Consider the following 24,485-nt stretch of genomic DNA (forward strand, 5'->3'; position numbering starts at 1 on the left):
GGTGTTCTTCTGCGACTTACAGAGGACAGAAAAATGGATATCTCTCTCCCCTCACGGGATGCGCTCAAAGCGCAGGCAAAACGGTTGCGGCAAAAGCTCGCCGCAGACGGCACCACCGTATCGCATTCCCAGGCGCTCGAAGCTGTGGCCCATCAGTGGGGCGCACGCGACTGGAACACGCTCTCCGCCCGGGCCGGAACGGCCCCCACAAAGGGGTACAGCCCCGGTCAGCAGGTGTCCGGCCGTTATCTGGGACACCGGTTTACCGGCGTTGTCAAAGCGGCCGAGCGCCGCTCCCAGGGCTACTGGCGTCTGGTGCTGCGCTTCGATGCGCCGGTCGATGTGGTCAGTTCAGAGCAGTTCTCCGCCCTGCGCCGGCAGGTCACGGCGGTCATTGATGCGACCGGGCGCAGTCCGCAGAAAACCTCGGATGGTGTGCCCCATGTCGTTCTGGCCGATCACTGGTCGGCCGGATGACGATGGCCGTCAGGGCTCTGACGGAGCCCGCCCGCCCCTTGCAGCCCACCGGCCCGGCAGATAGCACGGGCCGGTGATCACACTGGACAACATCATCAAAGACCGCGGGTCAAAATACGCGGTGTCGGGTGCGCCCTGCACCTGCGCTGCGGAAGCCCGCGCGCTGGTCCGTGATCTGTGCCGGAAAAAGAAGTTCGCAAAGGCCACGCATAACACCTGGGCGCTGCTGACGGATGACGGCCCTCTCAAAAATGACGATGGCGAGAGCGGTGCCGGCATGGTCATTCTGCGCATGCTCGAGCGCGAAGACCTGCGCAATCATCTGATCATTGTCACCCGCTGGTTCGGCGGCAAACATCTTGGCGGTGACCGGTTCCGGCATGTTCAGGACGCGGTACGCATCTACCTCGATCAGCTCTGAGCGGCAGCCGCCGCAGGTACCACCCAGGTGTGGATCGAAAAGATGACCGCCCGGCTGGTGGCGAGGCGCAGGATGCACTGCCGTTCGGCCCGCACATACGGTGCCGTATCCGGATTGACCGGGGCGCGCGGCGGATCGGTCTCGCTGAAGGGCTGGTACAGCTCCGCGCTGTCATAGCGCAGCCAGTTGTTACGCCAGAGTGGCCGGCCCGGCTGCACCCCGTCAAAGAGGCGCTGCACCCGCGCGGCGATGCCTGCGTCATAGGAGGCGACCGGCACATGTATTCGGGTCAGCGGCCGGCCGGCTTTTTCCGCCAGCGTCCAGCCTGCCGGAAAACACAGGACCGCACCGGTCAGCATATGCTCATCACCCTCTTTCTGCAGAATGCAGATGTCTTCCTGGACAAGCTGACCCAGCACGGCCAGCGGGCTGTCCGCGCCCGTATCCACCACGGCCCCGTCCGGACAGGTCACCCGGCTGCCCTCAACGCGGAACCCCAGCCCCGGCAGAACCGCCAGCGCCTCGCGCAGCACTTCGCGGGCCGCCTCGCCGGCGCGCGCGCTTTCAAACAGCACATCGTCCCGCCACTCCGCCAGACGCGCCCGCTTCTGCGCCATCTGCCCCGCATAGGCCTCATCCACACGCAGCCAGTCTGCCGCCCCCAGCGGGGCCACACCCGGCACCCGTCCGTCCGCACGCATCTCTGCAGGCAGCACTTTCTGAAGCACAGAATCCATGCACACACCCTGCCAATCCGCCCCCGCCCTGACAATCCGCCCCCGCAGTGCCTGCGAAAAACGACACCCCCCTGGTCGGTAACAGAAAAACGCCCCCGGTTTTTTTCACTCAGACTGACCGCAGAAGGAGCGCACCATGAACACGCATTACCGCGACACGCGCAAAATCGACCCGAACCGCGGGGCCACGCTGGGCGACGGCAGCCCCAATGATATGGACCGCGTGGAAATCGGACCCACGCAGCTGGCGTTCCGTGAATGGGAAGCCGCCGGCCTCGAACTGCCGAACCTCGAACGCATGCGCGCCTTCCGCCACCGCCGCCTGACCGACCACATCGTGGCACGCGGCTACGCCGGCCTGCTGATGACCGACCCGCTCAACATCCGCTACGCCACCGACAGCACCAACATGCAGCTGTGGAACACCCACAATCCCTTCCGTGCCGTGCTGCTCTGTGCCGACGGCTACATGGTGATGTGGGACTACAAGAACTCGCCTTTCTTAAGCAAATTCAACCCCCTGGTGCGCGAACAGCGCTCCGGCGCCGACCTCTTTTACTTTGACCGCGGTGACAAGGTCGACGTAGCCGCAGACAGCCTGTCCAATGAAATCCGCGTGCTGCTGGCCGAACACGCGCCCGGCCTGAAACGCCTCGCCTGTGACAAGATCATGCTGCACGGCCTGCGCGCGCTCGAGGCTCAGGGCTTCGAGGTCATGGACGGCGAGGAAGTCACCGAAAAGGCCCGCTCGGTCAAAGGCCCCGACGAGATCCGCGCCATGCGCTGCTCCAGCCACGCCTGCGAGACCGCCGTGCGCCTCATGGAGGACTTCACGCGGGAAAACGTCGGCGACGGCGTCACCTGCGAGGATGATATCTGGGCCATTCTGCACGCCGAAAACGTCCGCCGCGGCGGCGAATGGATCGAAACCCGCCTGCTCGCCTCAGGCCCCCGCACCAACCCCTGGTTCCAGGAGTGCGGCCCCCGCATCTGCCAGCCCAACGAAATCATCTCCTTCGACACCGACCTCGTGGGCCCCTACGGCATCTGCACCGACATTTCGCGCAGCTGGTGGATCGGGCCGGACAAACCGCGCCCCGACATGATATACGCCATGCAGCACGGCGTCGAACACATCATGACCAACATGGAAATGCTGAAACCAGGCGTCATGATCCCCGAACTGTCGGCGAACACCCATGTGCTGGACCCGCAGTTCCAGAAACTCAAATACGGCTGCCTGATGCACGGCGTCGGCCTCTGCGATGAATGGCCACTCGTGGCCTACCCTGATATGGCGGTCGAAGGTGCCTACGACTACCCGCTGGAGCCCGGCATGTGCCTGTGTGTAGAAGCCCTTGTGGGCGAAGAAGGCGGAGACTTTTCGATCAAACTGGAGGATCAGGTGATTATTACAGAGGATGGCTACGAGCGCCTGACCACCTACCCGTTTGATGACGCGTTGATGGGGCGGTAGTGGGGTGCTGGACGCGCCCCACCCGGATCGGTAAGGCGCGGCATCTGATCGGTTAACCTGCTTTCGATGTCAGACGTTCGTTGCGCGTCGCTTCCGAGCCAGAGCACCAAGACCAACCAAACCGCCCAAAAGCAAAGGAAAACCAGCCGGCAGGGGAACTGGCGTAGGCTCTTGATGCGGCGTGTAATCATAGGTCAGCTCAACTTCTGCTGTCACCAACGCAGACGCTTTGGCATTTCCCTGACAATACCCCACACCAACGCCTATGATCGTGCAGGTCAGAGTACTGTCAATTTCAAAATTCGTGTTCAGGTAAAACTGAACTTCATCCGGCCCGACACCTGGCACAGTCGTTGTTTCCACACCGTCATAGATGTAGGCGGCCAATCCAGGGTCATCGTACACTACAGTGTCTTCAACAAACCTATCTACCGACTTGATACAATCCGGACTGCCAAGCCCGATCGTGGCTTCTCCGATTGCTTCAAACAGGCAACCCGCCGCTGAACCACCCTCGCGCAAATCATTGATCGTGTACCATTTATCGAAGGGTATATCCAATCGATTGAAGCCATTGGGCAACGTCCCCATCGTCGTATAAACCCTGAACCTTGTGTCCATATCTGACTGGCAAAATCCAGCCGCAATGGATGCACAAACAGCAGAATTGTTCGTGTCAAAGTCTAACGTGGCCTTAACAGTCCAGATTGCAGAGTTCAGGGTGCCAAGCGCGGAATCGAACTTCTTAAGGTTAAATCTCTCGATATCAGGGTTTTCACCAGCCTCTCCATCTTTGGAGTTTTGACCAAAGGTTATGGACTGGTTTTCCAGTTGCAGCTCGGCCTCAGGGTCCTGGCTGACAGTCAATGTCTGCACCACTGTTGCAGCACTGGCCTGAGTAACAAAAAAAGACCGGCCACGGCCAGCCCATAAAGCGATTTGTTCATAATACCCCCAAAAAAATTAAACAAAATTCGGGATTTAGCGTAATCCTCTACCCTGATCGGTGTCAATCAGAATATTGGCAACCAGGATCGTTAACTGTCTTTGAGCTACAAAGAAGCGCGTCAGGCGATTAGCCCCGCGTCTATTGCTCCACGGTTTAGAGTTCGGTGATCCGCCGGATCGTTTCCCCGGCAATCGCCCCGTCTTGTGAGGCGACGACATCCATGAACCTGCGGCGTACATCAGCCCTGCAGGTTTTCTCATCGGCTGTGCCTGCATCGCAAATGCGCCGCACAATCATAACAACCGGATGACCCCATATTGCCGAATGCTGCGCTTTGCAAAAATGTCCGGTTCAGCCCATGCCGTTCTTTGCGGCCTATGCGCCTCCATGCCCGCTTTGACCGGTGCCATTGAAGCGATCGGCTTGTCGGGCGAAGCGCGGGTATAGGCCGATCCCGCTTGAGCAATTTGCAGATTTGCTATCTGCGCTTCCCTCCCGTGTCATCCCCAAGCCAACCCCTTACCAACCCCCTGTCCCACCGTGCGCCGCGCACCGACGTAATACCGACGTGAAACCGACGTCATACCGACGGCCTATTTCCCTTGTTTTTATGGCGCAGCCGCACGTATCACCGTAACCCGTTCCGGGGTCGGTGCGCACGCTCTCTTCACCTTTGGGTATCTGCCCGTCTGGCAGCCCCGGGGCCCCATCCGGCACCGCCCCGCGTCACAACCTTTTCGCAGCGCTGCCACATTCCGGACATGCTCGGCGGCTACCCAGACATGGTTAATTCCGCCCTCCGTTAACTCCGGCGCAGGGAAATCCGTGTACGATTAAAGAAAAGGATAACCCCTTGATAAGATCGCTCATTATCGCTGCTGCGGCAGTGTTCATCTCCACCGGCGCCTCTGCCAGCACCGTTGACGCGTTCGACCTCGATGTGACGACCAGCGCGGGCACCGATTCCAATATCGTTCTCGAACTGGGTCAGCAGTACCGCGTCACGGTCTCCGGGACTTTTTCCATCGGCCGGAATGCCTCCCGCCACGTGGCCGACGCCGAGTTTTTCAATCTCGGTTCTGACCCGCTCGTCCCGCTCACTGGCGTAGGGTCCCGTGAAATCGGCGTTGGCATCGACGGCGCTGATGTTGACTTCGGCGCGTTCCGTTCCGACAACGTTTACTCCACGCTGATCACCGGCATGGGCAGCGCGATCAACGTGTTTTTTGCCGACAGTAATTACCGCGATAACCGCGGTGCGCTGAGTGTGGAAATCTCGGCCATCCCGCTGCCGGCCAGCATGCTGCTGCTGGCGTCTGGTCTCGCCGGTATCGGCCTGATGCGCCGTCGCTCCAGGTAATTCAGAACGCTTTAAAAAAGGGGCCTGCGCGGCAAAGGCTGCGCGGGCCTTTCTTGTTTTGCCCGACACTTTTCATGACCTGCACCTGACTTTCGGAACCTGCACCTGGCGCCGCTGACCGCCCACATAACGGGTACCCTGAGACACCACCCCCCACCATGATCTTTTAGATGTGGCTCACATCCGCCGCCCGCTGTATGCAACGGGTGAATAAATGGCCGTACGCCGGCCAGACCGTGGAAGCCCCCGTGACCCAGACCAGCAACAGCCACGCCAATCTGACCGGCAGTCTCTGGATGATTGCCGCGATGGCTGCATTCGCCGCAGAGGATGCTCTGCTCAAGGGAGCGGCCAGGACGCTCCCTGTCTGGGAAATCCTGGTCCTGTTCGGCCTCGGCGGCGCGCTGGTGTTTGCAGGCCTGGCCAGGCGAAACGGCGCAGCACTCTGGTCGCCCGACGTAGTGTCAAAGCCAATGCGGATCCGCATGCTGTTCGAGATCACGGGCCGCCTGTTTTATGTCCTGGCAATTGCGCTGACCCCCCTGTCGTCGGCCACGGTTATCCTGCAGGCCACACCCATTGTGGTTGTCGCGGGCGCCGCACTGTTTTTTGGCGAAACTGTCGGATGGCGGCGCTGGGTCGCCATTTTTCTGGGCCTCGGAGGCGTTATGGTGATCATACAGCCCGGCGCTGACAGCTTCTCGATGCTGTCGATGCTTGCCGTACTTGGCATGCTCGGCTTCGCCGGACGCGACCTTGCAAGCCGGGCCGCACCTGCCCGTCTCAGCACCGACATTCTGGGCGTCTACGGCTTCCTCGCCATCGTGATTGCCGGCGCCCTCTACGCCGCCTGGGAAGGCCGAACCTTTCAGGTGCCGGGCGCGGAGGCTGCGGCCTGCCTTGGTCTCGCAGTTCTCTGCGGCGTTCTGGCCTATACGGCGCTGATGAAAGCCATGCGCACCGGCGAAGTTTCTGCGGTGACCCCGTTCCGTTACACCCGCTTGCTTTTTGGCATTGCGCTGGGGGTGGTTTTCTTCGGCGAAAGCCTGTCTGCCGCAATGATCGCAGGGTCCGCACTGATTGTACTGGCAGGGCTTTTCATCATGTGGCGCGGCGGATCAGCACGCGCCTGACAGGGGATCAGGACGGTGGCCGGTCCGGCTCCAGCGCGGTGAAAATAGCTTCGCAGATATTGTCCATTTCCAGCTGCAGCGTGTTGCGGGCACCCTTTTTGTTCGGGTGGTAGGGGTCTTTGACCCGCCCGTCTTTGTGGCGGCGGAAGAACGTTTTGTTGCTCTGGTTCGCTTTGATCGTCGCAGGGGTCGACCCTTCGACAAAAGTACAACGGTTGCCCGTTTCTGCAAAGGCACGTTTGATATTGGCCTGGGCTGCAAGTCTTTGCTTTTCAACCTTTTTGGTATGCGCAGGTGCGGTCGTCATGAAGACGCAGGGCAGATCGTTGGGCAGGTGCTTCTCAAGCTGACGCACATCCCGCAGCGCCAGATCAGGGTTCTCTGCCCAGCGTTTCGCCGAATTGCCCAGGAATGTCAGGATCAGCAGACTGGGGTCATAGTAATCCGGCCCGAACATCGCCTCAAAGGCAGATTTGCCGGGTTCACAGACCTGATAATTCCGCCCCTGCCCCATCTGGACGAACTGGTTTTTCGTTGTGTTCAGAACACCGTAGCTGCCAGCGTTCACTTTCCATTTCTTGTCGACCTCACAGATCAGAATCCTTGGCAGCTCCGCCGCGCGCTACCCAGGAATGGATCGAGGTGGAACGCACGCCGATCACACCGACCTGCATGGCGCCAAGCTTCTTCAGCGCTTTCTTTTCGCGCCGGTCCGGTGTGCAGCTGGCCATGATATCAGAGAAAAATTCCAGAAACGCATGACCGGCACCAAAGGAGATCTGGCTGTCGCCCAGGATCAGAACATCGGGAGATGTGAACTCATCTGCCCCGGCGCTCTGCGCCCCTGTCGTCATCAGCGCACCTGCCAGTACAGCCGCCGCCAGCCTGCGACGGACGATCCTGCCCGAACCCTGCATTCACTGCCCTCCTGCCCCGTACCCCGGATGCACCGGACGGATACCCGGTGCGGGGTGCTTCGTCTGCATTCTGTCCAGTTCGCGCGATGACACAAGCCCCCACACAGGCCTGTGATCCCGCGCGAGGCATTCAGGTGACGCCGCCCGGCGCCATGGAGTCAGCACGAGCGCGTGAGAATATTGTCACAAGTCTTGCCAGATGCAGGCACACAGCCCACTCTGGGGGTCCATACAGGAGCTGCCAGATGCCAACGGAACGAATTACTTTTGCCGGCCACGACGGGTCGGCCCTTGCTGCACGGCTCGATCTGCCTGACGGCCCGCATGTGGCAACGGCGGTCTTTGCGCATTGCTTCACCTGCGGCAAGGATATCCCTGCGGCCAGGCGCATCTCGGCCCGTCTGGCGGCCATCGGCATCGCGGTTCTGCGTTTTGATTTTACCGGGCTCGGCCACTCCGAAGGCGAATTCGCCAATACCTCTTTCACCTCAAACGTGCAGGACCTGCTGGCGGCCAGTCAGTGGCTGACAGACAAAGGCATGGCGCCATCGCTGATCATCGGGCATTCGCTCGGTGGTGCTGCGGTGATCAAAGCGGCGGCAGCACTGGACAACATCCGTGCCGTGGCAACCATCGGCGCGCCGTTTGATCCCGGGCATGTGACCCACAATTTCGCCGATGCTGTGCCCGAGATCGAGGCTCAGGGCTCTGCGGAGGTATCTCTGGGAGGCCGGCCTTTCCGGATCGGACGTACCTTTCTGGAGGACGTGGCCGGCAGCGCGCTGACAGATGCCCTGCCCGCGCTGAATGCGGCCCTTCTTGTGCTGCACGCCCCGCGCGACAGCATCGTCAGCATCGACAATGCCAGCCAGATTTTTCTGGGTGCAAAGCATCCCAAGAGCTTCGTGACGCTTGACACTGCAGACCACCTGGTAAGCCGCGCCGAAGACGCAGAATATGCCGCTGATCTGATCGCAACCTGGGCCGGGCGCTATCTGGATCTGCGCCGCCCCGCACCACCGCCCGGCGCACCCGAAGGCGTGCTGCGGGTCACAGAAGCCGACGCTGACGGTTTTCTAGCGGATATCACCTCGGGTGATGGCCATCATCTGGTCGCGGACGAGCCACTGGCCTACGGGGGCACAAACAAGGGTCTGTCGCCCTACGGGCTCCTCTCTGCGGGGCTTGGCGCCTGCACCACGATGACCCTGCGCATGTACGCCCGCCAGAAAGGCTGGCCGCTGGAGCGTGTCTCGGTCGATGTCACCCACGACAAGGTGCACGCACAGGATGCCCGCACCTCCGTTGGCGACAAAATCGACACCTGGCACCGGCGTATCACAGTGACCGGCCCGCTGGATGCGGCCCAGAAAGCACGGCTACTGGAGATCGCAGACAAATGCCCGGTGCACCGCACGCTGGAGCGGAGCTCCACAGTGATCACCGAAATGGCGGACTGAGCACGGGGCCTTCCGGCTCACGGTACAGCCGCCGCCCGGAAAAGAAATGAGGCGCGTCCCGTCAGGGGCGCGCCTCGCAATTTAACAGGTTGCCGGTGTCTTCAGCGGCGGGCGTCGCCCACCAGCTTCCAGACCGCAGGCAGAACCAGGGCGGCCAGCGCCAACTTGAGCGCGTCGCCGATCAGGAAGGGTGTCAGCCCCCATTCCAGAATCGGCTTGTCCCAGCCATAAAGCTGACCCAGCCACAGAAGGCCCGGCGCATAGATCATGGCGTTGCCGATCAGCATAGCCACAGCCATCAGAAGCACCGACCGGTCCCAGCCGCGCGCGGCCAGCACACCCAGTGTTACCGTGGCCAGAACGTAGCCCAGCAGATAACCACCAGTGCCGCCCATCATATAGGTCAGGCCCGCGGCTTCAGCTGAAGACCCGGCAAAGACATCATACCCAAGCGCGCCGATCAGCAGGTATCCGACGACCGTGGCCAGACCCAGACGGGCGCCATAGGCCGCACCAATGGTCAACACGGCAAATGTCCCCATCGTGATCGGCACGGGCGACGGCCACATCGGTACTTTGATTTTGGCGGCAATCGCCAGAAGGGTAATCCCCAGCACGACCAGCACGGCCTGCTTGACAAGGCGCGCAGTGCCCGAGCGCGGCCCGAAATTCTCTGCCAGTACGGAATGAGAGGCGGTGGTTTGCATGGAAGTCTGTCCCCTGTTGCGAAATCCTGTCCCTGAATGCCGCACCTGCATCACCAGTGCAAGGCCCGATCTGTCACGCGGGTTTGTAGAAACACGCCATGCTGTAGTCCTTGCGTGGACCTTTCACGACCCAGTGTGCGGAAAAAACCGGCCACGTCCCGAAGTCGTACGTGACCTCATACTGATCCGGATCGCACCAGTGTGCGGCACGCCCGCCAAGCGGAGGCACACGGTGAAAAAAACGGCCATCGTCGAAAAAGACATCCAGCGCATCGGTCCACCGGTACTGCCGTTCGGCCGTCAGCGGTGCGGCACCGGCAAGGTTCAGCGTGCCCCGCTCTGTGTAAACCGCCCCGTCAGGAGACGCGGTCCAGCTGGCGGTACCATCGAACGCGGCCGTTTGCCCACAGGCCTGGCGGATGGTCTTGCTCAGCAGCCAGTGGCCCAGAAAATCCTGCAGGGCCCGCGCTTCAGTCGGCATAGACCGCCTCTGTGATGTCATCGCCCCTGCCCACAAACCGCAGTTTATCGCCGCTGCGCTCCAGCGCATAACAGGCCCACAGGTCGGATGGCGGCCACTGGCTGCAGTAAAGATCGCCCTCCACCCGCCAGTAGCCCCAGCTGTCGGCACCGGCATTGTACAGCGTTCGGCCCGATGCCCGGAATTCCTGCCAGGCATTCGCGTATTGCAGTTTCCGGTCGGTCAGCGCGGCACGGACGTCATCACCATTCAAAGGGGTCCATGCCTCCGCCAGCGCCGCACTGCCTGCGGCAAAGCACAGCAGCACCCCCCATATTGCCCGCATTTCACCGCTCCTGCCTTGTGATGCATGTCGCGTCAGTCTATGAGCCGCCTCAGCCCGGACGCAATCGCAAATGAAGGACGCTGCCCATGATCCCCCGCTATTCCCGCCCTGATATGGTCGCCATCTGGAGCCCGGAGACAAAGTTCCGGATCTGGTACGAGATTGAGGCGCACGCCTGCGATTCTATGGCCGATCTGGGCGTGATCCCGCGGGAAAACGCAGACGCGGTCTGGAAAGCAAAAGATGTTGAATTTGACGTGGCCCGCATCGACGAGATCGAGGCTGTCACCAAACACGACGTCATCGCCTTTCTGACCCACCTGGCCGAACATGTGGGCTCTGAAGAGGCGCGCTTTGTCCATCAGGGCATGACATCATCGGACGTGCTGGACACCTGTTTCAATGTCCAGCTGACCCGCGCCGCAGACATTCTGATCGACGATATGAAGGGCCTGCTGGCCGCTCTGAAACGCCGCGCGATCGAGCACAAGGATACAGTCCGCATCGGCCGCAGCCACGGCATTCACGCCGAACCCACCACCATGGGCCTCACGTTCGCCCGCTTTTATGCGGAAATGGACCGTAACCTCAGCCGCCTGCAGGCCGCGCGTGACGAGATCGCCACGGGTGCCATTTCGGGGGCCGTCGGCACGTTTGCCAATATCGACCCTGCGGTCGAGGAACACGTCTGTGCGAAACTGGGCCTGTCGCCGGAGCCGATCAGCACCCAGGTCATTCCCCGTGACCGGCATGCGGCCTTCTTTGCGGCACTGGGTGTGGTGGCGAGCAGCATCGAAAACGTCGCGGTGGAAATCCGCCACATGCAGCGCACCGAGGTGCTGGAAGGTGCGGAATTTTTCTCGATGGGCCAGAAAGGCTCCTCTGCGATGCCGCACAAGAAAAACCCGGTCCTGACGGAGAACCTGACTGGTCTGGCCCGCATGGTCCGCGCCGCCGTGATCCCCGCAATGGAGAACGTGGCGCTCTGGCATGAGCGCGATATCTCGCATTCCTCCGTCGAGCGCATGATCGGCCCGGATGCCACCATCACGCTTGATTTCGCGCTCGCACGTCTGACCTCCGTTGTCGACAAGATGCTGATCTTCCCCGAAAACATGCTGGAGAACATGAACAAATTCCCCGGCCTTGTGATGAGCCAGCGGGTTCTTCTGGCGCTGACACAAGCGGGTGTGAGCCGCGAAGACGCCTATACATACGTGCAGCGCAATGCGCTTAAGGTCTGGGAACACCGCACCGATTTCAAGGAAGAGCTGCTGGCAGACCCGGACGTCACCAAAGCGCTCAGCCCTGCCGAAATCGAAGAGAAATTCGACCTCGGATACCACACCAAACACGTGGACACGATCTTTGCCCGGGTGTTCAAAGACTGAGCAAAGGGCGCGCAAAACACCGCCGTTAACCCAATTTTTGTTGACCGGTCGGGCATGCCTGCTACTCTTGGTGGTATTCATGTCCGAAAGGAGAACCGCAATGACGTTCAGAACTCTGGTCGCCGCCGCGGCCCTCGTCCTTACTCCGGCGGTCGCATTTGCGGCTGGTTGCAGTTATGGCAAGCAGGCTGTGTCCTGCGCAGAGGGCACAGTGTATGATCACGCATCAGGCACTTGTGTCGCCACGACGATAAACAGCTGATCCGGCCACCACGCGAAAATGTGAAGGCGCACCGCTGCGGTGCGCCTTTACTCATTAAGAAGCACTTCTAGATTGGTTAATACATGGTAACGAGGAGCGATTTAACATGAGAATTTTACTTGCAGTGGCACTGGCCCTTCCAACAGCCACATTTGCCGCCGGCGGTGGCAGCGAGCCGAAGCCGACAACGGTCTCCTGCAAGGGGACACAGGTCTATGACAAAGACAAAAAGAAATGCGTTGATGCGCAGGAAAGCAGCCTGGAGCGCGATGAACGCTATCAGACGGTCCGCCAGCTCGCCTATGCCGGCCGCTACATGGATGCTCAGGGCGTTCTTGACACGATGGATCCGGCCGATCCCGGTCGTCTGACCTATCTGGGGTTCACGAACCGCAAGCTGGGTAACCTTGACGTGGCGAACATGTTCTATGAAGAGGCCATCGCAGCCGATCCCGCGAACATTCTGGCGCGCTCTTACATGGGACAGGGGTTTGTGGAAGAAGGCCGTATTCCCGAAGCGGTCGCACAGCTGAAGCTGATCCGGGCCCACGGCGGCACCGGCAGCTGGGCCGAAACCTCCCTGCGGAACGCCATCGCGACAGGCAAGACTTACAGCTACTGATCTCAGTCATATATTTACCTTTGCCCGCCATAACGGTCTGTGACAGACAGAGGCGGGCAAAGATGACTGAAATGGTTCCCATGGCACAGTTCCCGGCCCTTGCGGGCGGAACTCCCACTGCATCCCCGGCGGGAATGAGCCGGAAAGCAAAAGCAGCAATCGTCGTACGGCTGCTGATCAACGAAGGCGCGGATATCCCGCTTGAGGATCTGCCCGAAGAGCTGCAGGCAGAACTGACCCAGCAGATGGGCTCACTCCGGCTTGTGGATCGCAATACCCTTTCGAACGTTGTGAATGAGTTCTCTGACGAACTCGAAAGCGTTGGCCTGTCGTTCAGCGGCGGTATTGCCGGTGCGCTCAACGCGCTCGACGGCAAAATTTCGAAACAGACGGCGGCCCGCCTGCGCAAAGAGGCCGGGGTGCGTGAATATGGTGACCCCTGGGAACGCCTGCGCCAGCTGGGCCCTGAAAAACTGCTGCCTGTGCTGCAGAACGAGAGTACTGAGGTTGCTGCAGTCATGTTGTCCAAGATTGATGTCAAACGTGCTGCCGAACTTCTGGGGCGGCTGCCCGGGCCCGAAGCACGGCGCATTACCTATGCTGTGTCGCTCACCAGCGCCGTCACCCCGGATGCTGTGGACCGCATTGGGCTGTCGCTTGCTGCACAGTTGGACGCAGAACCGGTGAAGGCCTTTGACAGTGGCCCGGTCGAGCGGGTCGGAGCCATTCTGAACTCCACAACCTCTGTCACACGTGATGATGTGCTTGAAGGGCTGGATGAAACCGATGCCGGTTTCGCAGAACAGGTCCGCAAGGCCATCTTTACTTTTGGCAATATCCCACAACGGATTGCGGCCCGCGATATTCCGCGTGTTGTGCGTGGCATTGACCAGGATGTTCTGATCACAGCACTTGCGGGTGCAGAAGCTGCTGGTTTCCAGAAGTCCGCTGACTTCATCCTTGAGAACATGTCCGGCCGGATGGCGGACCAGCTGCGCGAATCCGTCGATGAGCGTGAAAAGGTCAAAGCATCCGATATGGAAGAGGCTGCAGCGATGATTGTGCAGTCGATCCGGGAGATGGAAGCTTCTGGCGAACTGTTGCTGATTGTCGATGATGAAGATGGTGACTGAGGCGATTCAGATCACCGGGCCGCACGGTCGGCCGCGACAATAATCTGGTCTGCCGGCACCGCTCAACCGTCTCGTACTCCGGAAAAGCAGCCTGCCCGGCAGACGCGGCATACCTTGTGATCCGGGCCTGAGCGCCCTATGTCTGGTGCCCGGGCGCGGTATGCAACACCCGCCGCAAGCAGCCAGATGAGGCCCAGGACACAGGTATGTCCCCGCAGCAAACACCCTTCAGCCGACGCGCCGGACACTACCTGAGCAACCTCGCGATTGTTGCGCTGATCCGCCTTGCACTGCTCCTGCCCTACGACACCAGGGTGCGTTTCGTGGGCTGGGTCGTACAGCATGTGATCGGGCCCGTTGCAGGGTACAGAACACGCGCCCTGAGCAACCTGGCGCTGATCATGCCGGAAACACCGGAGACCGAACGGCAACAGATTGCTGCCCGGTGCCTGAACAATGTCGGTCGCACCTTTATTGAGAATTACTCCAGCCGGGACTTTCCGGCCCGCCTTGCTGACAATGACCTGGAAGGTCCGGGCGTCGACGCGCTGGAAAAGGCGCACAAAGAAAACCGTCCCGTTGTTCTGGTGACCGGTCACTACGGGAACTATGAGGCTGTACGCGCGGCCCTGGTCGCACGCGGATACAGAATTGGCGGCCTCTACCGGAACATGGCCAATCCTTATTTCAACGCACATTACGTCCGCACGATGGAAGCTTTCGGCGGACCCGTGTTTCCCAAGGGGCGGCGCGGCACTGCGGGATTTGTGCGCCATCTCAAGGACGGCGGGCAGCTGGTCCTGCTGTTTGACCAGCACGTCTATGACGGCACCACCCTCGAATTCCTCGGCGAACCTGCGAAAACAGCCCTGTCAGCGGCAGAACTCAGCCTGCGCTACAACGCAGAGCTTATTCCGTTCTATGGTATCCGGCAGGAAGATGGGCTGACGTTCAGAACACTGCTTGAGGCACCGGTTGAGCATTCAACGCCGGAGCAGATGACACAGCACCTCAATGACAGTCTGGCGGCACATATCCGCAAGGATCCCGCACAATGGTTCTGGGTTCACCGGCGGTGGCGCGTGGCCTGAGGGTCCGGCAGATCAGCGGACGCGGGCAGCCCCGAGTATCGGGCCCATATTGCCCGCCTGAACCAGCACCACTACAGGCAGATCACCCGGCGCTTCGGCCTCCAGCTCCAGCGGCGCGCGGCCATCCCACTCTCCCAGCACTGTCCAGTCCTGCGTGACATTCGCGTAATCCAGCGTACGGCCCGCGTTTTCACCGCGGGTAATCCGCGCTTCGCGCCGCGGGACATAGCGCAGGATATGAACAACCGACCGGCCCACCCTGCCCTTACGCGGGCGCGCATCGATGCGCACCGAATTACCGTCCCGTTCGAGGCTTACTGCAACGGGCGATGGGGTCTCGCGGTGCATCGCAATAGCGTCGGACAACTGCATCGGTTTGGCACCGACGATATCTGTTGTGCCGTTCACAATCATTTCGGGCGTGTAGATCGACCGGCGTCCCGCAACGGTGGCATAAGCCCGCTGCCGCTCTGCGTTCCGCGGATCCGCGAATTCGTCTTTCCAGCCGATATAGTCCCAGTAGTCCACATGCAGTGCCAGTGCGATAACGTCGTCGCGGTCCGACAGGGCGTGGAAAATTTCATCCGCGGGCGGACAGGACGAACATCCCTGCGAGGTATAGAGCTCAACAACAACCGGGCTGTCTTCCGCCTGAAGCGGTGCGGCCAGGATCATTGATGTGACAAATGCCTGTATAAATCGTTTCATCTGATTCCCCGATGCTGCGGTCCCGCCCCTGTGACCACACATATTGAGACCTCAGATGAAACGCCAATCAAGGTTTCTTGAGACTGGTGAAGGAATCCTTTCAGATTTCGGTACACAATGGTATACATTTTGACGCAGAAGCGCTGAATTGAGTTGAAATGCCCACACGCATGGGTCTATGCAGCAGCCAATCCAGTGATGACTTCATTCAAGCCAGAGGACGCATTTCATGCCCATTACCGTTGGTCACGACAGCTCAGCCACACGTAAGACCCTGACCGTCGGCGCACAGAGCGTTGACTATTACTCCATTCCAGCCGCCAGCGCCGCGGGACTGGGTGATTTCTCCAATCTGCCGGCCGCGCTGAAGGTGGTGCTGGAAAACATGCTGCGTTTCGAGGACGGCAAGACTGTCACCACCGACGACATCAGGGCGTTTGCCGAATGGGGTGCCAAAGGCGGCAAAAACCCGCGCGAGATCGCATACCGCCCTGCCCGGGTGCTGCTGCAGGATTTCACCGGCGTCCCGGCCGTTGTTGATCTCGCCGCGATGCGTGACGCGATCATCAGCCTTGGCGGTGACGCGGAAAAGATCAACCCGCTGAACCCCGTTGATCTCGTGATCGACCACTCGGTGATGATCGATGAGTTCGGCAACCCGCGCGCCTTCCAGATGAATGTCGACCGCGAATACGAGCGCAATATGGAGCGCTATACCTTCCTCAAGTGGGGTCAGAAGGCGTTCAACAACTTCCGCGTGGTCCCCCCCGGCACCGGTATCTGCCACCAGGTGAACCTGGAATATCTGGCCCAGACCGTCTGGACCGACAAAGACCAGAACGGCACCGAAGTCGCTTATCCCGACACGCTCGTCGGCACGGACAGCCACACCACGATGGTCAACGGTGCCGCGGTTCTCGGCTGGGGCGTTGGCGGGATCGAGGCAGAAGCCGCGATGCTCGGCCAGCCGATCTCCATGCTGATCCCGGAAGTGATCGGCTTTGAGCTGACCGGCACCATGATGGAAGGAACCACCGGTACTGACCTGGTGCTCAAGGTCGTCGAAATGCTGCGCGCCAAGGGTGTGGTTGGCAAATTCGTCGAGTTCTACGGCGAAGGCCTCGACCGTCTGCCGCTGGCCGACCGTGCCACCATCGCGAACATGGCACCGGAATATGGCGCAACCTGCGGCTTCTTCCCGATTGACAATGAAACACTGCGCTACCTGCGCAACACCGGCCGGGATGAGGACCGTGTGGCGTTAGTCGAAGCCTATGCCAAGGAAAACGGCTTCTGGCGGGGTGACGATTATGCACCGGTCTACACTGACACGCTTCATCTTGATATGGGCACCATCGTGCCTGCAATCTCTGGCCCCAAGCGCCCGCAGGACTACGTAGCACTCGACAATGCAAAGGCCGCATTCTCGCGCGAGATGGAAGAGACCTTCAAGCGCCCGATGGGCAAGGAAGTCGCCGTCGCAGGCGAAGACTACACCATGGAATCGGGCAAGGTTGTGATCGCCTCGATCACTTCCTGCACCAACACCTCGAACCCATACGTGATGATCGGCGCGGGCCTCGTGGCGCGCAAGGCTGCTGCCCTCGGCCTGAACCGCAAGCCCTGGGTCAAGACATCGCTGGCACCAGGATCCCAGGTGGTTTCCGCCTATCTTGAGGCCGCCGGTCTGCAGGACGATCTGGATGCGATCGGCTTCAACCTGGTGGGTTACGGCTGCACTACCTGTATCGGCAACTCCGGTCCGATACAGAAAGAACTGTCCGAGGCCATTGCCGAAGGCGATCTGGTGGCGACATCCGTCCTGTCGGGCAACCGCAACTTCGAAGGCCGGATCAGCCCGGACGTGCGCGCCAACTATCTGGCTTCCCCGCCGCTGGTCGTGGCCTATGCCCTGGCTGGCACGCTGGACATTGATCTGACAACGGAACCTCTGGGTCAGGACAAGGACGGCAATGATGTCTTCCTGAAAGACATCTGGCCCACAAGCCAGGAAGTTGCAGAGCTGGTCGAACAGACCGTCACGCGCGAAGCCTTCCTGACCAAATACGCCGACGTCTTTAAAGGCGACGACAAATGGCAGGGTGTCAGCACGACAGATAGTAAAGTCTATGACTGGCCGGTCTCCTCGACATATGTTCAGAACCCGCCCTATTTCCAGGGCATGGGCAAAGAGCCGGGCAAGATCTCGAACATCGAGAACGCGAGCGTGCTGGCGATCCTGGGCGATATGATCACCACGGACCACATCTCGCCCGCCGGCTCCTTCAAGGACACCACGCCCGCCGGTCAGTACCTGATCGAACGTCAGGTGCCTGTGCGGGAGTTCAACTCCTATGGGTCGCGCCGCGGCAACCACGAGGTCATGATGCGCGGCACCTTCGCCAATATCCGTATCAAGAACGAGATGCTGGACGGTGTTGAGGGTGGCTATACCAAGGGTCCCGATGGCAACCAGTCGTCGATTTATGATGCCGCGATGGCCTATCAGGATGCGGGCACCCCGCTGGTGATCTTTGGCGGTGAACAGTATGGCGCAGGCTCCAGCCGCGACTGGGCGGCCAAGGGCACGGCACTGCTGGGTGTCAAGGCCGTGATCGCCGAGAGCTTTGAGCGCATCCACCGGTCCAACCTGGTGGGCATGGGCGTGATCCCCTTTGAGTTCACCGGCGGCGACACCCGCAAATCGCTGGGCCTGACCGGAGAGGAAACCGTTTCGATTGCCGGACTGGACACCATCCAGCCGCTGCAGGAAGTGCCCTGCACGATCACGATGGCCGATGGCAGCAGCAAGGAAATCATGCTGAAGTGCCGGATCGATACCGCCATTGAGATCGAATACATCGAACACGGTGGCGTGCTGCATTATGTGCTGCGCAACCTGGCGCAGGCCGCCTGATCAGGGTCTGCCCTGAACTGAATGGAAACCCGGTGCCGGTCTGGCGCCGGGTTTTTTTGTGCCATGCCTCAGCCAGCGGGTGCAGAAATGCATCTTTTTTCCGCACCTGCTCCCGCTACGGATGCAAAGGTCGATGACGCTGGGTCACAACACAACCAAAGCGGGAATATGGCATTTTTGTGATTGGACCATGTCTTAAAAAAACGTAAAGCCTGCAGCATAGCGCGCAACTTTTTGAACCAGTAGTGTGGGAGTACGAACAATGAAGACACTGGGTATGGCTGCGGTTGCAGCAATTGGTTTCAGCGCTGCTGGCATGAGCCACGCAGCAACTGTGGATTTCGGCGGTTTCAGCGAAGGTCAGGTGCTTGGCGCAAACACCGAGCTGGCGGATGGCATCGTTGCTGACATTTCCGCAATCGGCGGCCAGGCGCAGGCTGTTGTGTTCAACACTGCGCCGGGGACAACCAGCACGGGCAACGATCCCGACCTGACGTCTGACTTTACAAACGCCGAGGACGACAATGACGTGCGCGGGTTTGGCAATGCGCTGATCGTTCAGGAGAACGCAAGCGGTGGACCTGATGACAACGGCAGCGGCGGCACGCTGACGTTCTCCTTCCTCTCTGTTGTATCTTTGGGCGAACTCTTCCTGCTGGACTCCGAAGTCGAAACCTCGGCGACGCTGTTCTCCGGTGATGATGTCGTCCTGAGCTTCATTCTGAATGACGACAACGAATCCGACACCAACAACACTGCAAACAACAACGAATTCACCCTGCTTGATTTCGCTGGCGCGCGCGGCGACACGCTTGAAGTTGTGTTCTCGCGCTCTGGCGCGGTAGGCCAGATCGAAGTGTCTGCAGTGCCCGTTCCGGCAGGTCTGCCGCTTCTGGTTGGTGGTCTGGGTGCCTTCGCCTGGATGAGACGCCGCAAACAGGCCTGATCCTGACAAGATGAAACAGACAAGGCGCTCCCTGCGGGGGGCGCTTTTTTATTTGCCAAGCGCTTTGTTCAGTTCGGGCAGGAAACGTTGTTCATAATCGCTTCCGATCAGTGGCCCGGCAAAACGGAAGAGCACCGTGCCCTCAGCATCGAGGATGAACGTTTCCGGCGGCGCCGTGACACCCCAGTCAATTGCAGTGCGCGCCTCCGGATCAAAGGCAACCGCCAGAAACGGGTTCCCATCCTTTGTGAGATATCCGGCCGCCGGGGCTTCCTGGTCGCGGAAATTCACACCGATGATGGGCATGCCCTCTGCCGCCATTTCAAGAAGGCGGGGATGTTCCGCGTGACAGGGCGGGCACCAGCTGGCCCAGAAGTTCACCAGCGTCACTTCGCCGGTCGCCATGGCATCGGCAGTGACGGGCTGGAAGTCACCCAGCTGAGCGTCTGTTATCGATGGCGCCGGTTTGCCGATCAGCGTCGAGCGCAGTTCAGAGGAATCGGTCGTGAACATGCCGATCCCTGCCAGCGCCACAAACCCTGCAAAGATCAGCGGCGGCGCGATCATGAGAGGCGAGATCTTTTTAGCCATACCGTTTTTCCCCGCTTTCAGCAGCGGCCAGTTCAGCGCGTGCCCGGCGTCCCCGGCGCAGCGTCAGCAATACCAGGAAAACAAGCAGGAGCAGCGAGACAGCATAGGCCGACAGCACGGCATCAGCGTATTTTCCGAGATCAGGCATCAGCGCGCCCTCTGCCGGGCCAGCAGCGCCCGTGTCCGGCGCAGCCGGATTTCAGTGCCGGTGCGGTACAGAACAAGTGCAAGAAAGAGCAGGACAAAACCGGCGATACAGACCAGCAGCGGAAAGTAGAAGACATCGGCGACGTTCTCTTCCTTGTCTAGGCTGAGCGATGCGCCCTGGTGCAGGCCCTGGTTCCAGAAGTTTACGGCATAGCGCGAAAGCACCGCAAAAACGGAACCGACGAGACACAGGACCGAGGTCAGATCAGCCGCGGTATCCGGGTCCTCAATCGCCTCCCAGAGGGCGATATAACCCAGATAAAAAAGAAACAGGATCAGAAAGGAGGTCAGCCGCGGATCCCAGGCCCACCAGGTGCCCCACATCGGCTGGCCCCAGATGGCCCCGGTTGCCAGGGCGATGAGCGTCATCACCACACCCACGGGTGCGGCAGCCTTTGCCGCCAGAGCACTGACATGGTGGCGCCGCACGATCCAGACCAGCGATGCAAGGAGCATCATCGCCCAGGCGTTGATCGCCATCATCGCGGAAGGCACGTGCAGGTAGATGATCTTCACCGTTGAGCCCTGACGAAAATCGTCCGGCGTGAAAAAGAAGCCCCAGATTAGACCGATCACCAGGCATACGGCGGACAGCACCCAGAGTGTCGGGAGCACGCGCTCGCTGAGCCCCAGGAATTTCACCGGGTTGGCATAGCTCCAGAAGCCTGAAGGGCGTTTGACCGCTGGCTTTTCGTCGGTTGCTGACATGGCTCTTATCTATGCTCCCCCGCCTGCGCGCTCAATGGACAAAACGTCACGATCACCGCAGGTTTATCCGCAGGGCCGCCGCCGAGGCAAACGGCATGACGGCGACCACGCCGGCGGTGATCCCGGCCAGCATCAGCAGTGGTGTCAGCGTATCCAGCCCTGCGGCACCGCGGCGCGCCACTTCTGCCCCGAATATCAGCGTCGGCACATAGAGCGGCAGCACCAGCAGCGACAGCAGCAGCCCTCCCCGTTTGATGCCCACGGTCAGCGCCGCGCCAAAGGTGCCGATCACCGACAGCGCGGGCGTTCCCAGCGCCAGTGAAATGACGAGCCACAGGTATCCTGGCCCCGGCAGGTTCAGCAGGATACCAAGAACGGGCGCCGCCAGCACCAGCGGCAGGCCGGTGGTGATCCAGTGCGCAAACGCCTTGATGCTGAGCGCGGCCTCCAGCGGCAGAGGAGACGTGGCCAGCAGGTCAAGCGTGCCGTCCTCCCAGTCGAGCGCCAGCAGGCGGTCCAGCGACAGCAGACAGGCCAGCAGCGCACCAAGCCACAGAATACCCGGGGCGATCCGCGCCAGCAGCTCAGACTGTGGCCCGACGCCGAAGGGCACCAGAACAGTCACAATCAGAAAGAACGCCAGCCCGAGGCCGAAACCGCCCCCTGCCCGCAGCGCCAGGGCCAGGTCCCGGTGCAGCAGAGCTCTCACAGGAAAGCCTCATCACTGGCACCGGCGCGGGCATCAGCGGTGACACGCCACGGCGAAATATCCAGCACCTCCGCATCAAGGCCGAGGTCGATATGCGTGGCGATCAGCGCCGAACCACCACGTTCCAGATGCACGCGCACCGCGCTGGCAAAAAGCGCGACAGAAGCCGCGTCAAGCGAAACGGTCGGTTCATCCAGGACCCAGACCGGACGGGCGGTGACCAGCAGCCTCGCAAGTCCCAGGCGGCGTTTCTGCCCGGCAGACAGAGTGCCGGCAAGACGGTCGGAGAGGTTTTCCAGATCGAACCCCCGCAGTGCGGGCAAAATATCCTGCTGGCCGAAAACCGAGGCCCAGAAGCGGAGATTTTCGGTCACCGTCAGCATCGCTTTCAGACCATCCGAGTGCCCGGCATAGGCGATTGCATCGGGATCGGCGTCTATCTCTCCGGACAACGGTGGCTGCAGTCCCGCAACCGTGCGCAACAATGTGGTTTTGCCCGACCCGTTCGGCCCACGCAGGATCAGCGCATCGCCGGGTGCCAACCGGAAAGTCAGCCCGGTCAGAACCGGCAGCCCGCCGCGGGCCACGCTGAGATCTCGGATCGTCAGTGTCATGCCACAAGCGTTAACCTATTGCGCCCGTGCGCAAAAGCGGGTTTGCGGGAATTTTCAGACCGGCAGTAGCGCCAGCGCGATCCGCCTGCCTTCGCTGAGCAGGATGTTATACGTCCGCGCGGCTGCGGGCGAGGCCATCACTTCAATGCCCAGACCTGCCTCTTCGAGTTGCGTCTGCAGCGTTTCGGGCAGGTGCGCAATGTCCGCCCCCGTCCCGACAAAGAGCACATCAATGCGGCCCGCAAGGTCCGTCAGAGCCGCGGCATCGTCCAGCCCGCCCCACGGCCCTGTGCCAGCGGGGCCCGTCAGGACCGGGCCGCTGTACACCTCACCGCCTATCCGGAAAAAACCGGGACCATAGCCCTCCACAGGCTTTGCGTCGGTAAAGGTTATTTCATTCAGGCGCATAGTGTTTTCCGCTTCAGCTCCACAAAGGCAGGCCCAGAATAGCCGAAGCCGCAATCACGATATAGGCCACAATCCGGAAAACACGCTCTGCGGTCGGGTCAAAAAGTCGCGCGCCTGCGTAATTAGCCACGAAATTCGGAATGCCTGCCAGCAGACCCAGCACCGCAATTTCCCAGATGAACAGCCCGCTTCCCCAGAAGACCGCGATCATGACCACATCAATGGCGAGCAGATAGAGCAGAAAATTCGCCCGGATCACTGCAATCGGCAACCGGCTGGACATGTAGAGCATGATGACCGGCGGGCCCGGAATGCCAGCAAACCCGGACATAAAGCCACCGAGCGCACCGGTGACGACCGTCAGGCGCGGCGTCAGCTCGCCCTTGTAGCGCCAGCCCGACATCAGCATCGCAAGCAGCAGCAGGACGGAGGCAGAGACGATCCAGCCAAAAACTTCGGTGGACATATTCGCAAGGCACCAGATGCCCACGGGCACCATAACCGTCGCCCCTATCATCAGACGTCCTACGTCACGCGGCGCGCCTTCGCGCCAGGCCGAACGCAGGTTGGGGAGCGGCCCGATCAGTTCCGCCATCATCATGAAAATAACGGCCGAGACCGGTGGCAGCACCGAAGAGGCCGTGGCCATGATGATCATGCCGCTGCCAAACCCAGCGAACCCACGCACCAGACCAGCGGCGACAACACCGACGATCAGCCAGATCAGCCCTCCGGCGTCCGGAAGGCTGCTCAGGAATTCAGGCATCTATGTTGGCGTATTGATTTCCGGCGTTGGCATCCGGTTTGGACCAGTCGCGTTTCACGCCCAGATAAAGCAGCACGGCCGAGGCCACGAAGACCGACGAATAGGTGCCCACGATCACGCCCCAGATCATCGCAAAGACAAATCCGCGGATTACGTCGCCGCCCAGCACAAACAGTGCAATCAGCGCCAGCAACGTGGTCACGGAGGTCATAAACGTCCGGCTGAGCGTTTCGTTGATCGAGATGTTGAGCACTTCGTTCAATGGCTTTTTCTTGTATTTGCGCAGGTTTTCGCGAACCCGGTCAAAGACTACCACCGTATCGTTAAGAGAATATCCAACGATGGTCAGAAGTGCTGCAATAATCGCAAGATCAAACCTGATCTGCAGTTCAGAAAACACACCGATTGTCAGGATCACGTCGTGCACAAGGGCCAGCACCGCACCAACCGCGAACTGCCACTCAAACCGCAGCCAGATATAGACAAGCACTGCACCAATCGCGAGAACCACAGCGATGACGGCGGTCTGGATCAGCTCTCCGGAAACCTTCGGCCCCACCGATTCAACTGAGGCGAACGGCAGTTTGAGACCGGGATCAGCGGCCTGCAGGGCCGTGCCGATATCTGCGATCAGCTGGCCCTGAACCGCCTCATCGCCTTCCTGGGCCTCAATCCGGATCATCGCGACGTTCTGATCCGCGTCGAACTGCGGATCGAACACTTCGGTAATGGAGATGTCACCAAGCTCCAGCGGTGTCAGTGCCTCGCGGTAGACACCGATGTCCACAGGTTGCGTACTCTCCGTCCGGATGGTCGTGCCCCCGCGGAAGTCGATGCCAAAGTTCAGCCCCTGGATCATGAACGAGGCAAAAGCGATGACCATCATCAGTCCGGAAATGCCCAGCCAGAGTTTCCAGCGGCTGAAAAAGTCGAAGTTCGTATTCTGTTTGACCAGACGCAGACGCATA

28 protein-coding genes are annotated in these 24,485 nt (G+C 60.6%); 12 read left to right on the forward strand and 16 right to left on the reverse strand.

Annotated features, from left to right (window positions below; translation table 11 throughout):
* The first annotated feature begins 33 nt into the window (after positions 1-33).
* Positions 34-477 carry a glyoxalase superfamily protein gene (locus ACZ1HA_RS09040; RefSeq protein WP_472713598.1) on the forward strand — a complete coding sequence of 148 codons (444 nt, stop codon included), beginning with the start codon at positions 34-36 and terminating at the stop codon, positions 475-477.
* A gap of 73 nt (positions 478-550) precedes the next feature.
* Positions 551-898, forward strand: a complete 348-nt coding sequence (locus ACZ1HA_RS09045) for a YigZ family protein (RefSeq protein WP_472713599.1) — start codon at positions 551-553, stop codon at positions 896-898.
* On the opposite strand, the gene ACZ1HA_RS09050 is transcribed toward ACZ1HA_RS09045, so the two are convergent.
* Positions 889-1,635: a heme-dependent oxidative N-demethylase family protein gene (locus tag ACZ1HA_RS09050; protein WP_472713600.1), complete on the reverse strand. Its 747-nt coding sequence runs from the start codon at positions 1,633-1,635 to the stop codon at positions 889-891. The genes ACZ1HA_RS09045 and ACZ1HA_RS09050 overlap by 10 nt on opposite strands.
* A 136-nt stretch (positions 1,636-1,771) precedes the next feature.
* Here ACZ1HA_RS09050 and dddP point away from each other — a divergent pair, with 136 nt between their 5' ends.
* On the forward strand, positions 1,772-3,112 hold the full coding sequence (dddP, locus tag ACZ1HA_RS09055) for a dimethylsulfonioproprionate lyase DddP (RefSeq protein ID WP_472713601.1): 1,341 nt from the start codon (positions 1,772-1,774) through the stop codon (positions 3,110-3,112).
* Between the two features lie 69 nt (positions 3,113-3,181).
* Here the strand turns inward: dddP and ACZ1HA_RS09060 are convergent, their stop codons facing one another.
* Positions 3,182-3,988, reverse strand: a complete 807-nt coding sequence (locus tag ACZ1HA_RS09060; RefSeq protein WP_472713602.1) for a VPLPA-CTERM sorting domain-containing protein — start codon at positions 3,986-3,988, stop codon at positions 3,182-3,184.
* A 926-nt stretch (positions 3,989-4,914) separates the two neighbouring features.
* On the opposite strand from ACZ1HA_RS09060, the gene ACZ1HA_RS09065 reads away from it, so the two are divergent.
* Together ACZ1HA_RS09065 and ACZ1HA_RS09070 are read left to right on the forward strand one after the other, a co-directional pair.
* Positions 4,915-5,421 (forward strand): VPLPA-CTERM sorting domain-containing protein, encoded by a 507-nt coding sequence (locus ACZ1HA_RS09065; protein WP_472713603.1) that lies wholly within the window; start codon positions 4,915-4,917, stop codon positions 5,419-5,421.
* Positions 5,422-5,669: 248 nt separating this feature from the next.
* Positions 5,670-6,554: a DMT family transporter gene (locus ACZ1HA_RS09070; RefSeq protein ID WP_472713604.1), complete on the forward strand. Its 885-nt coding sequence runs from the start codon at positions 5,670-5,672 to the stop codon at positions 6,552-6,554.
* A 7-nt stretch (positions 6,555-6,561) separates the two neighbouring features.
* On the opposite strand, the gene ACZ1HA_RS09075 is transcribed toward ACZ1HA_RS09070, so the two are convergent.
* Both ACZ1HA_RS09075 and ACZ1HA_RS09080 read right to left on the reverse strand, forming a co-directional pair.
* Positions 6,562-7,122, reverse strand: coding sequence for a hypothetical protein (locus ACZ1HA_RS09075; RefSeq protein WP_472713605.1), 561 nt, complete (start codon positions 7,120-7,122; stop codon positions 6,562-6,564).
* A gap of 19 nt (positions 7,123-7,141) precedes the next feature.
* The gene (locus tag ACZ1HA_RS09080) at positions 7,142-7,471 is read right to left on the reverse strand and encodes a hypothetical protein (protein ID WP_472713606.1); all 330 of its coding nucleotides are present in this window, start codon (positions 7,469-7,471) and stop codon (positions 7,142-7,144) included.
* Positions 7,472-7,716: 245 nt separating this feature from the next.
* Between ACZ1HA_RS09080 and ACZ1HA_RS09085 the strand changes: the two genes are divergently transcribed.
* Positions 7,717-8,931 (forward strand): bifunctional alpha/beta hydrolase/OsmC family protein, encoded by a 1,215-nt coding sequence (locus ACZ1HA_RS09085; protein WP_472713607.1) that lies wholly within the window; start codon positions 7,717-7,719, stop codon positions 8,929-8,931.
* A 101-nt stretch (positions 8,932-9,032) separates the two neighbouring features.
* Here ACZ1HA_RS09085 and ACZ1HA_RS09090 read toward each other — a convergent pair whose 3' ends face one another.
* The 3 genes from ACZ1HA_RS09090 to ACZ1HA_RS09100 all read right to left on the reverse strand — a co-directional run bounded on the left by ACZ1HA_RS09090 (position 9,033) and on the right by ACZ1HA_RS09100 (position 10,444).
* Positions 9,033-9,638, reverse strand: coding sequence for a biotin transporter BioY (locus ACZ1HA_RS09090; protein WP_472713608.1), 606 nt, complete (start codon positions 9,636-9,638; stop codon positions 9,033-9,035).
* Positions 9,639-9,711: 73 nt separating this feature from the next.
* Positions 9,712-10,119 (reverse strand): DUF6314 family protein, encoded by a 408-nt coding sequence (locus tag ACZ1HA_RS09095; protein WP_472713609.1) that lies wholly within the window; start codon positions 10,117-10,119, stop codon positions 9,712-9,714.
* A complete protein-coding gene (locus ACZ1HA_RS09100) occupies positions 10,109-10,444 on the reverse strand; it encodes a hypothetical protein (protein WP_472713610.1) in 336 nt (111 codons plus the stop codon). The genes ACZ1HA_RS09095 and ACZ1HA_RS09100 overlap by 11 nt, the downstream gene beginning before the upstream one ends.
* An 86-nt stretch (positions 10,445-10,530) precedes the next feature.
* Between ACZ1HA_RS09100 and purB the strand changes: the two genes are divergently transcribed.
* From purB to ACZ1HA_RS09120, 4 genes are all read left to right on the forward strand, one after another.
* Positions 10,531-11,835 carry an adenylosuccinate lyase gene (gene purB, locus ACZ1HA_RS09105; RefSeq protein WP_472713611.1) on the forward strand — a complete coding sequence of 435 codons (1,305 nt, stop codon included), beginning with the start codon at positions 10,531-10,533 and terminating at the stop codon, positions 11,833-11,835.
* A gap of 368 nt (positions 11,836-12,203) precedes the next feature.
* Positions 12,204-12,719: a tetratricopeptide repeat protein gene (locus ACZ1HA_RS09110; RefSeq protein ID WP_375230829.1), complete on the forward strand. Its 516-nt coding sequence runs from the start codon at positions 12,204-12,206 to the stop codon at positions 12,717-12,719.
* A gap of 62 nt (positions 12,720-12,781) precedes the next feature.
* A complete protein-coding gene (locus tag ACZ1HA_RS09115; protein WP_472713612.1) occupies positions 12,782-13,852 on the forward strand; it encodes a flagellar motor switch protein FliG in 1,071 nt (356 codons plus the stop codon).
* A gap of 206 nt (positions 13,853-14,058) precedes the next feature.
* Positions 14,059-14,943 (forward strand): lysophospholipid acyltransferase family protein, encoded by an 885-nt coding sequence (locus ACZ1HA_RS09120; RefSeq protein ID WP_472713613.1) that lies wholly within the window; start codon positions 14,059-14,061, stop codon positions 14,941-14,943.
* 12 nt (positions 14,944-14,955) lie between these two features.
* On the opposite strand, the gene ACZ1HA_RS09125 is transcribed toward ACZ1HA_RS09120, so the two are convergent.
* Complete coding sequence (locus ACZ1HA_RS09125; protein WP_472713614.1) at positions 14,956-15,651, reverse strand: DUF1223 domain-containing protein; 696 nt, start codon at positions 15,649-15,651, stop codon at positions 14,956-14,958.
* Positions 15,652-15,880: 229 nt separating this feature from the next.
* Between ACZ1HA_RS09125 and acnA the strand changes: the two genes are divergently transcribed.
* Together acnA and ACZ1HA_RS09135 are read left to right on the forward strand one after the other, a co-directional pair.
* Positions 15,881-18,568 (forward strand): aconitate hydratase AcnA, encoded by a 2,688-nt coding sequence (gene acnA / locus ACZ1HA_RS09130; protein ID WP_472713615.1) that lies wholly within the window; start codon positions 15,881-15,883, stop codon positions 18,566-18,568.
* A 262-nt stretch (positions 18,569-18,830) separates the two neighbouring features.
* Positions 18,831-19,514, forward strand: coding sequence for a VPLPA-CTERM sorting domain-containing protein (locus ACZ1HA_RS09135; RefSeq protein WP_472713616.1), 684 nt, complete (start codon positions 18,831-18,833; stop codon positions 19,512-19,514).
* A gap of 48 nt (positions 19,515-19,562) precedes the next feature.
* On the opposite strand, the gene ACZ1HA_RS09140 is transcribed toward ACZ1HA_RS09135, so the two are convergent.
* From ACZ1HA_RS09140 to secF, 8 genes are read right to left on the reverse strand one after another with little or no spacing between them, the layout of a single operon-like run.
* The gene (locus ACZ1HA_RS09140) at positions 19,563-20,105 is read right to left on the reverse strand and encodes a DsbE family thiol:disulfide interchange protein (protein WP_472713617.1); all 543 of its coding nucleotides are present in this window, start codon (positions 20,103-20,105) and stop codon (positions 19,563-19,565) included.
* Positions 20,098-20,253, reverse strand: coding sequence for a heme exporter protein CcmD (gene ccmD, locus ACZ1HA_RS09145; protein WP_472713618.1), 156 nt, complete (start codon positions 20,251-20,253; stop codon positions 20,098-20,100). The genes ACZ1HA_RS09140 and ccmD overlap by 8 nt, the downstream gene beginning before the upstream one ends.
* Positions 20,253-21,020, reverse strand: a complete 768-nt coding sequence (locus tag ACZ1HA_RS09150; protein ID WP_472713619.1) for a heme ABC transporter permease — start codon at positions 21,018-21,020, stop codon at positions 20,253-20,255. Before ACZ1HA_RS09150 ends, ccmD begins: the two co-directional genes overlap by 1 nt.
* 52 nt (positions 21,021-21,072) lie before the next feature.
* Positions 21,073-21,729 carry a heme exporter protein CcmB gene (gene ccmB, locus ACZ1HA_RS09155; protein WP_472713620.1) on the reverse strand — a complete coding sequence of 219 codons (657 nt, stop codon included), beginning with the start codon at positions 21,727-21,729 and terminating at the stop codon, positions 21,073-21,075.
* On the reverse strand, positions 21,726-22,343 hold the full coding sequence (gene ccmA / locus ACZ1HA_RS09160; protein WP_472713621.1) for a heme ABC exporter ATP-binding protein CcmA: 618 nt from the start codon (positions 22,341-22,343) through the stop codon (positions 21,726-21,728). The genes ccmB and ccmA overlap by 4 nt, the downstream gene beginning before the upstream one ends.
* 54 nt (positions 22,344-22,397) lie before the next feature.
* The gene (locus ACZ1HA_RS09165; RefSeq protein WP_472713622.1) at positions 22,398-22,751 is read right to left on the reverse strand and encodes an Mth938-like domain-containing protein; all 354 of its coding nucleotides are present in this window, start codon (positions 22,749-22,751) and stop codon (positions 22,398-22,400) included.
* 13 nt (positions 22,752-22,764) lie between these two features.
* Positions 22,765-23,517 (reverse strand): sulfite exporter TauE/SafE family protein, encoded by a 753-nt coding sequence (locus ACZ1HA_RS09170; RefSeq protein WP_472713623.1) that lies wholly within the window; start codon positions 23,515-23,517, stop codon positions 22,765-22,767.
* Positions 23,510-24,484, reverse strand: coding sequence for a protein translocase subunit SecF (secF, locus tag ACZ1HA_RS09175; RefSeq protein ID WP_472713624.1), 975 nt, complete (start codon positions 24,482-24,484; stop codon positions 23,510-23,512). Before secF ends, ACZ1HA_RS09170 begins: the two co-directional genes overlap by 8 nt.
* Between the last annotated feature and the right edge of the window lies 1 nt (position 24,485).

This window comes from Roseobacter sp. S87 (assembly GCF_055693285.1).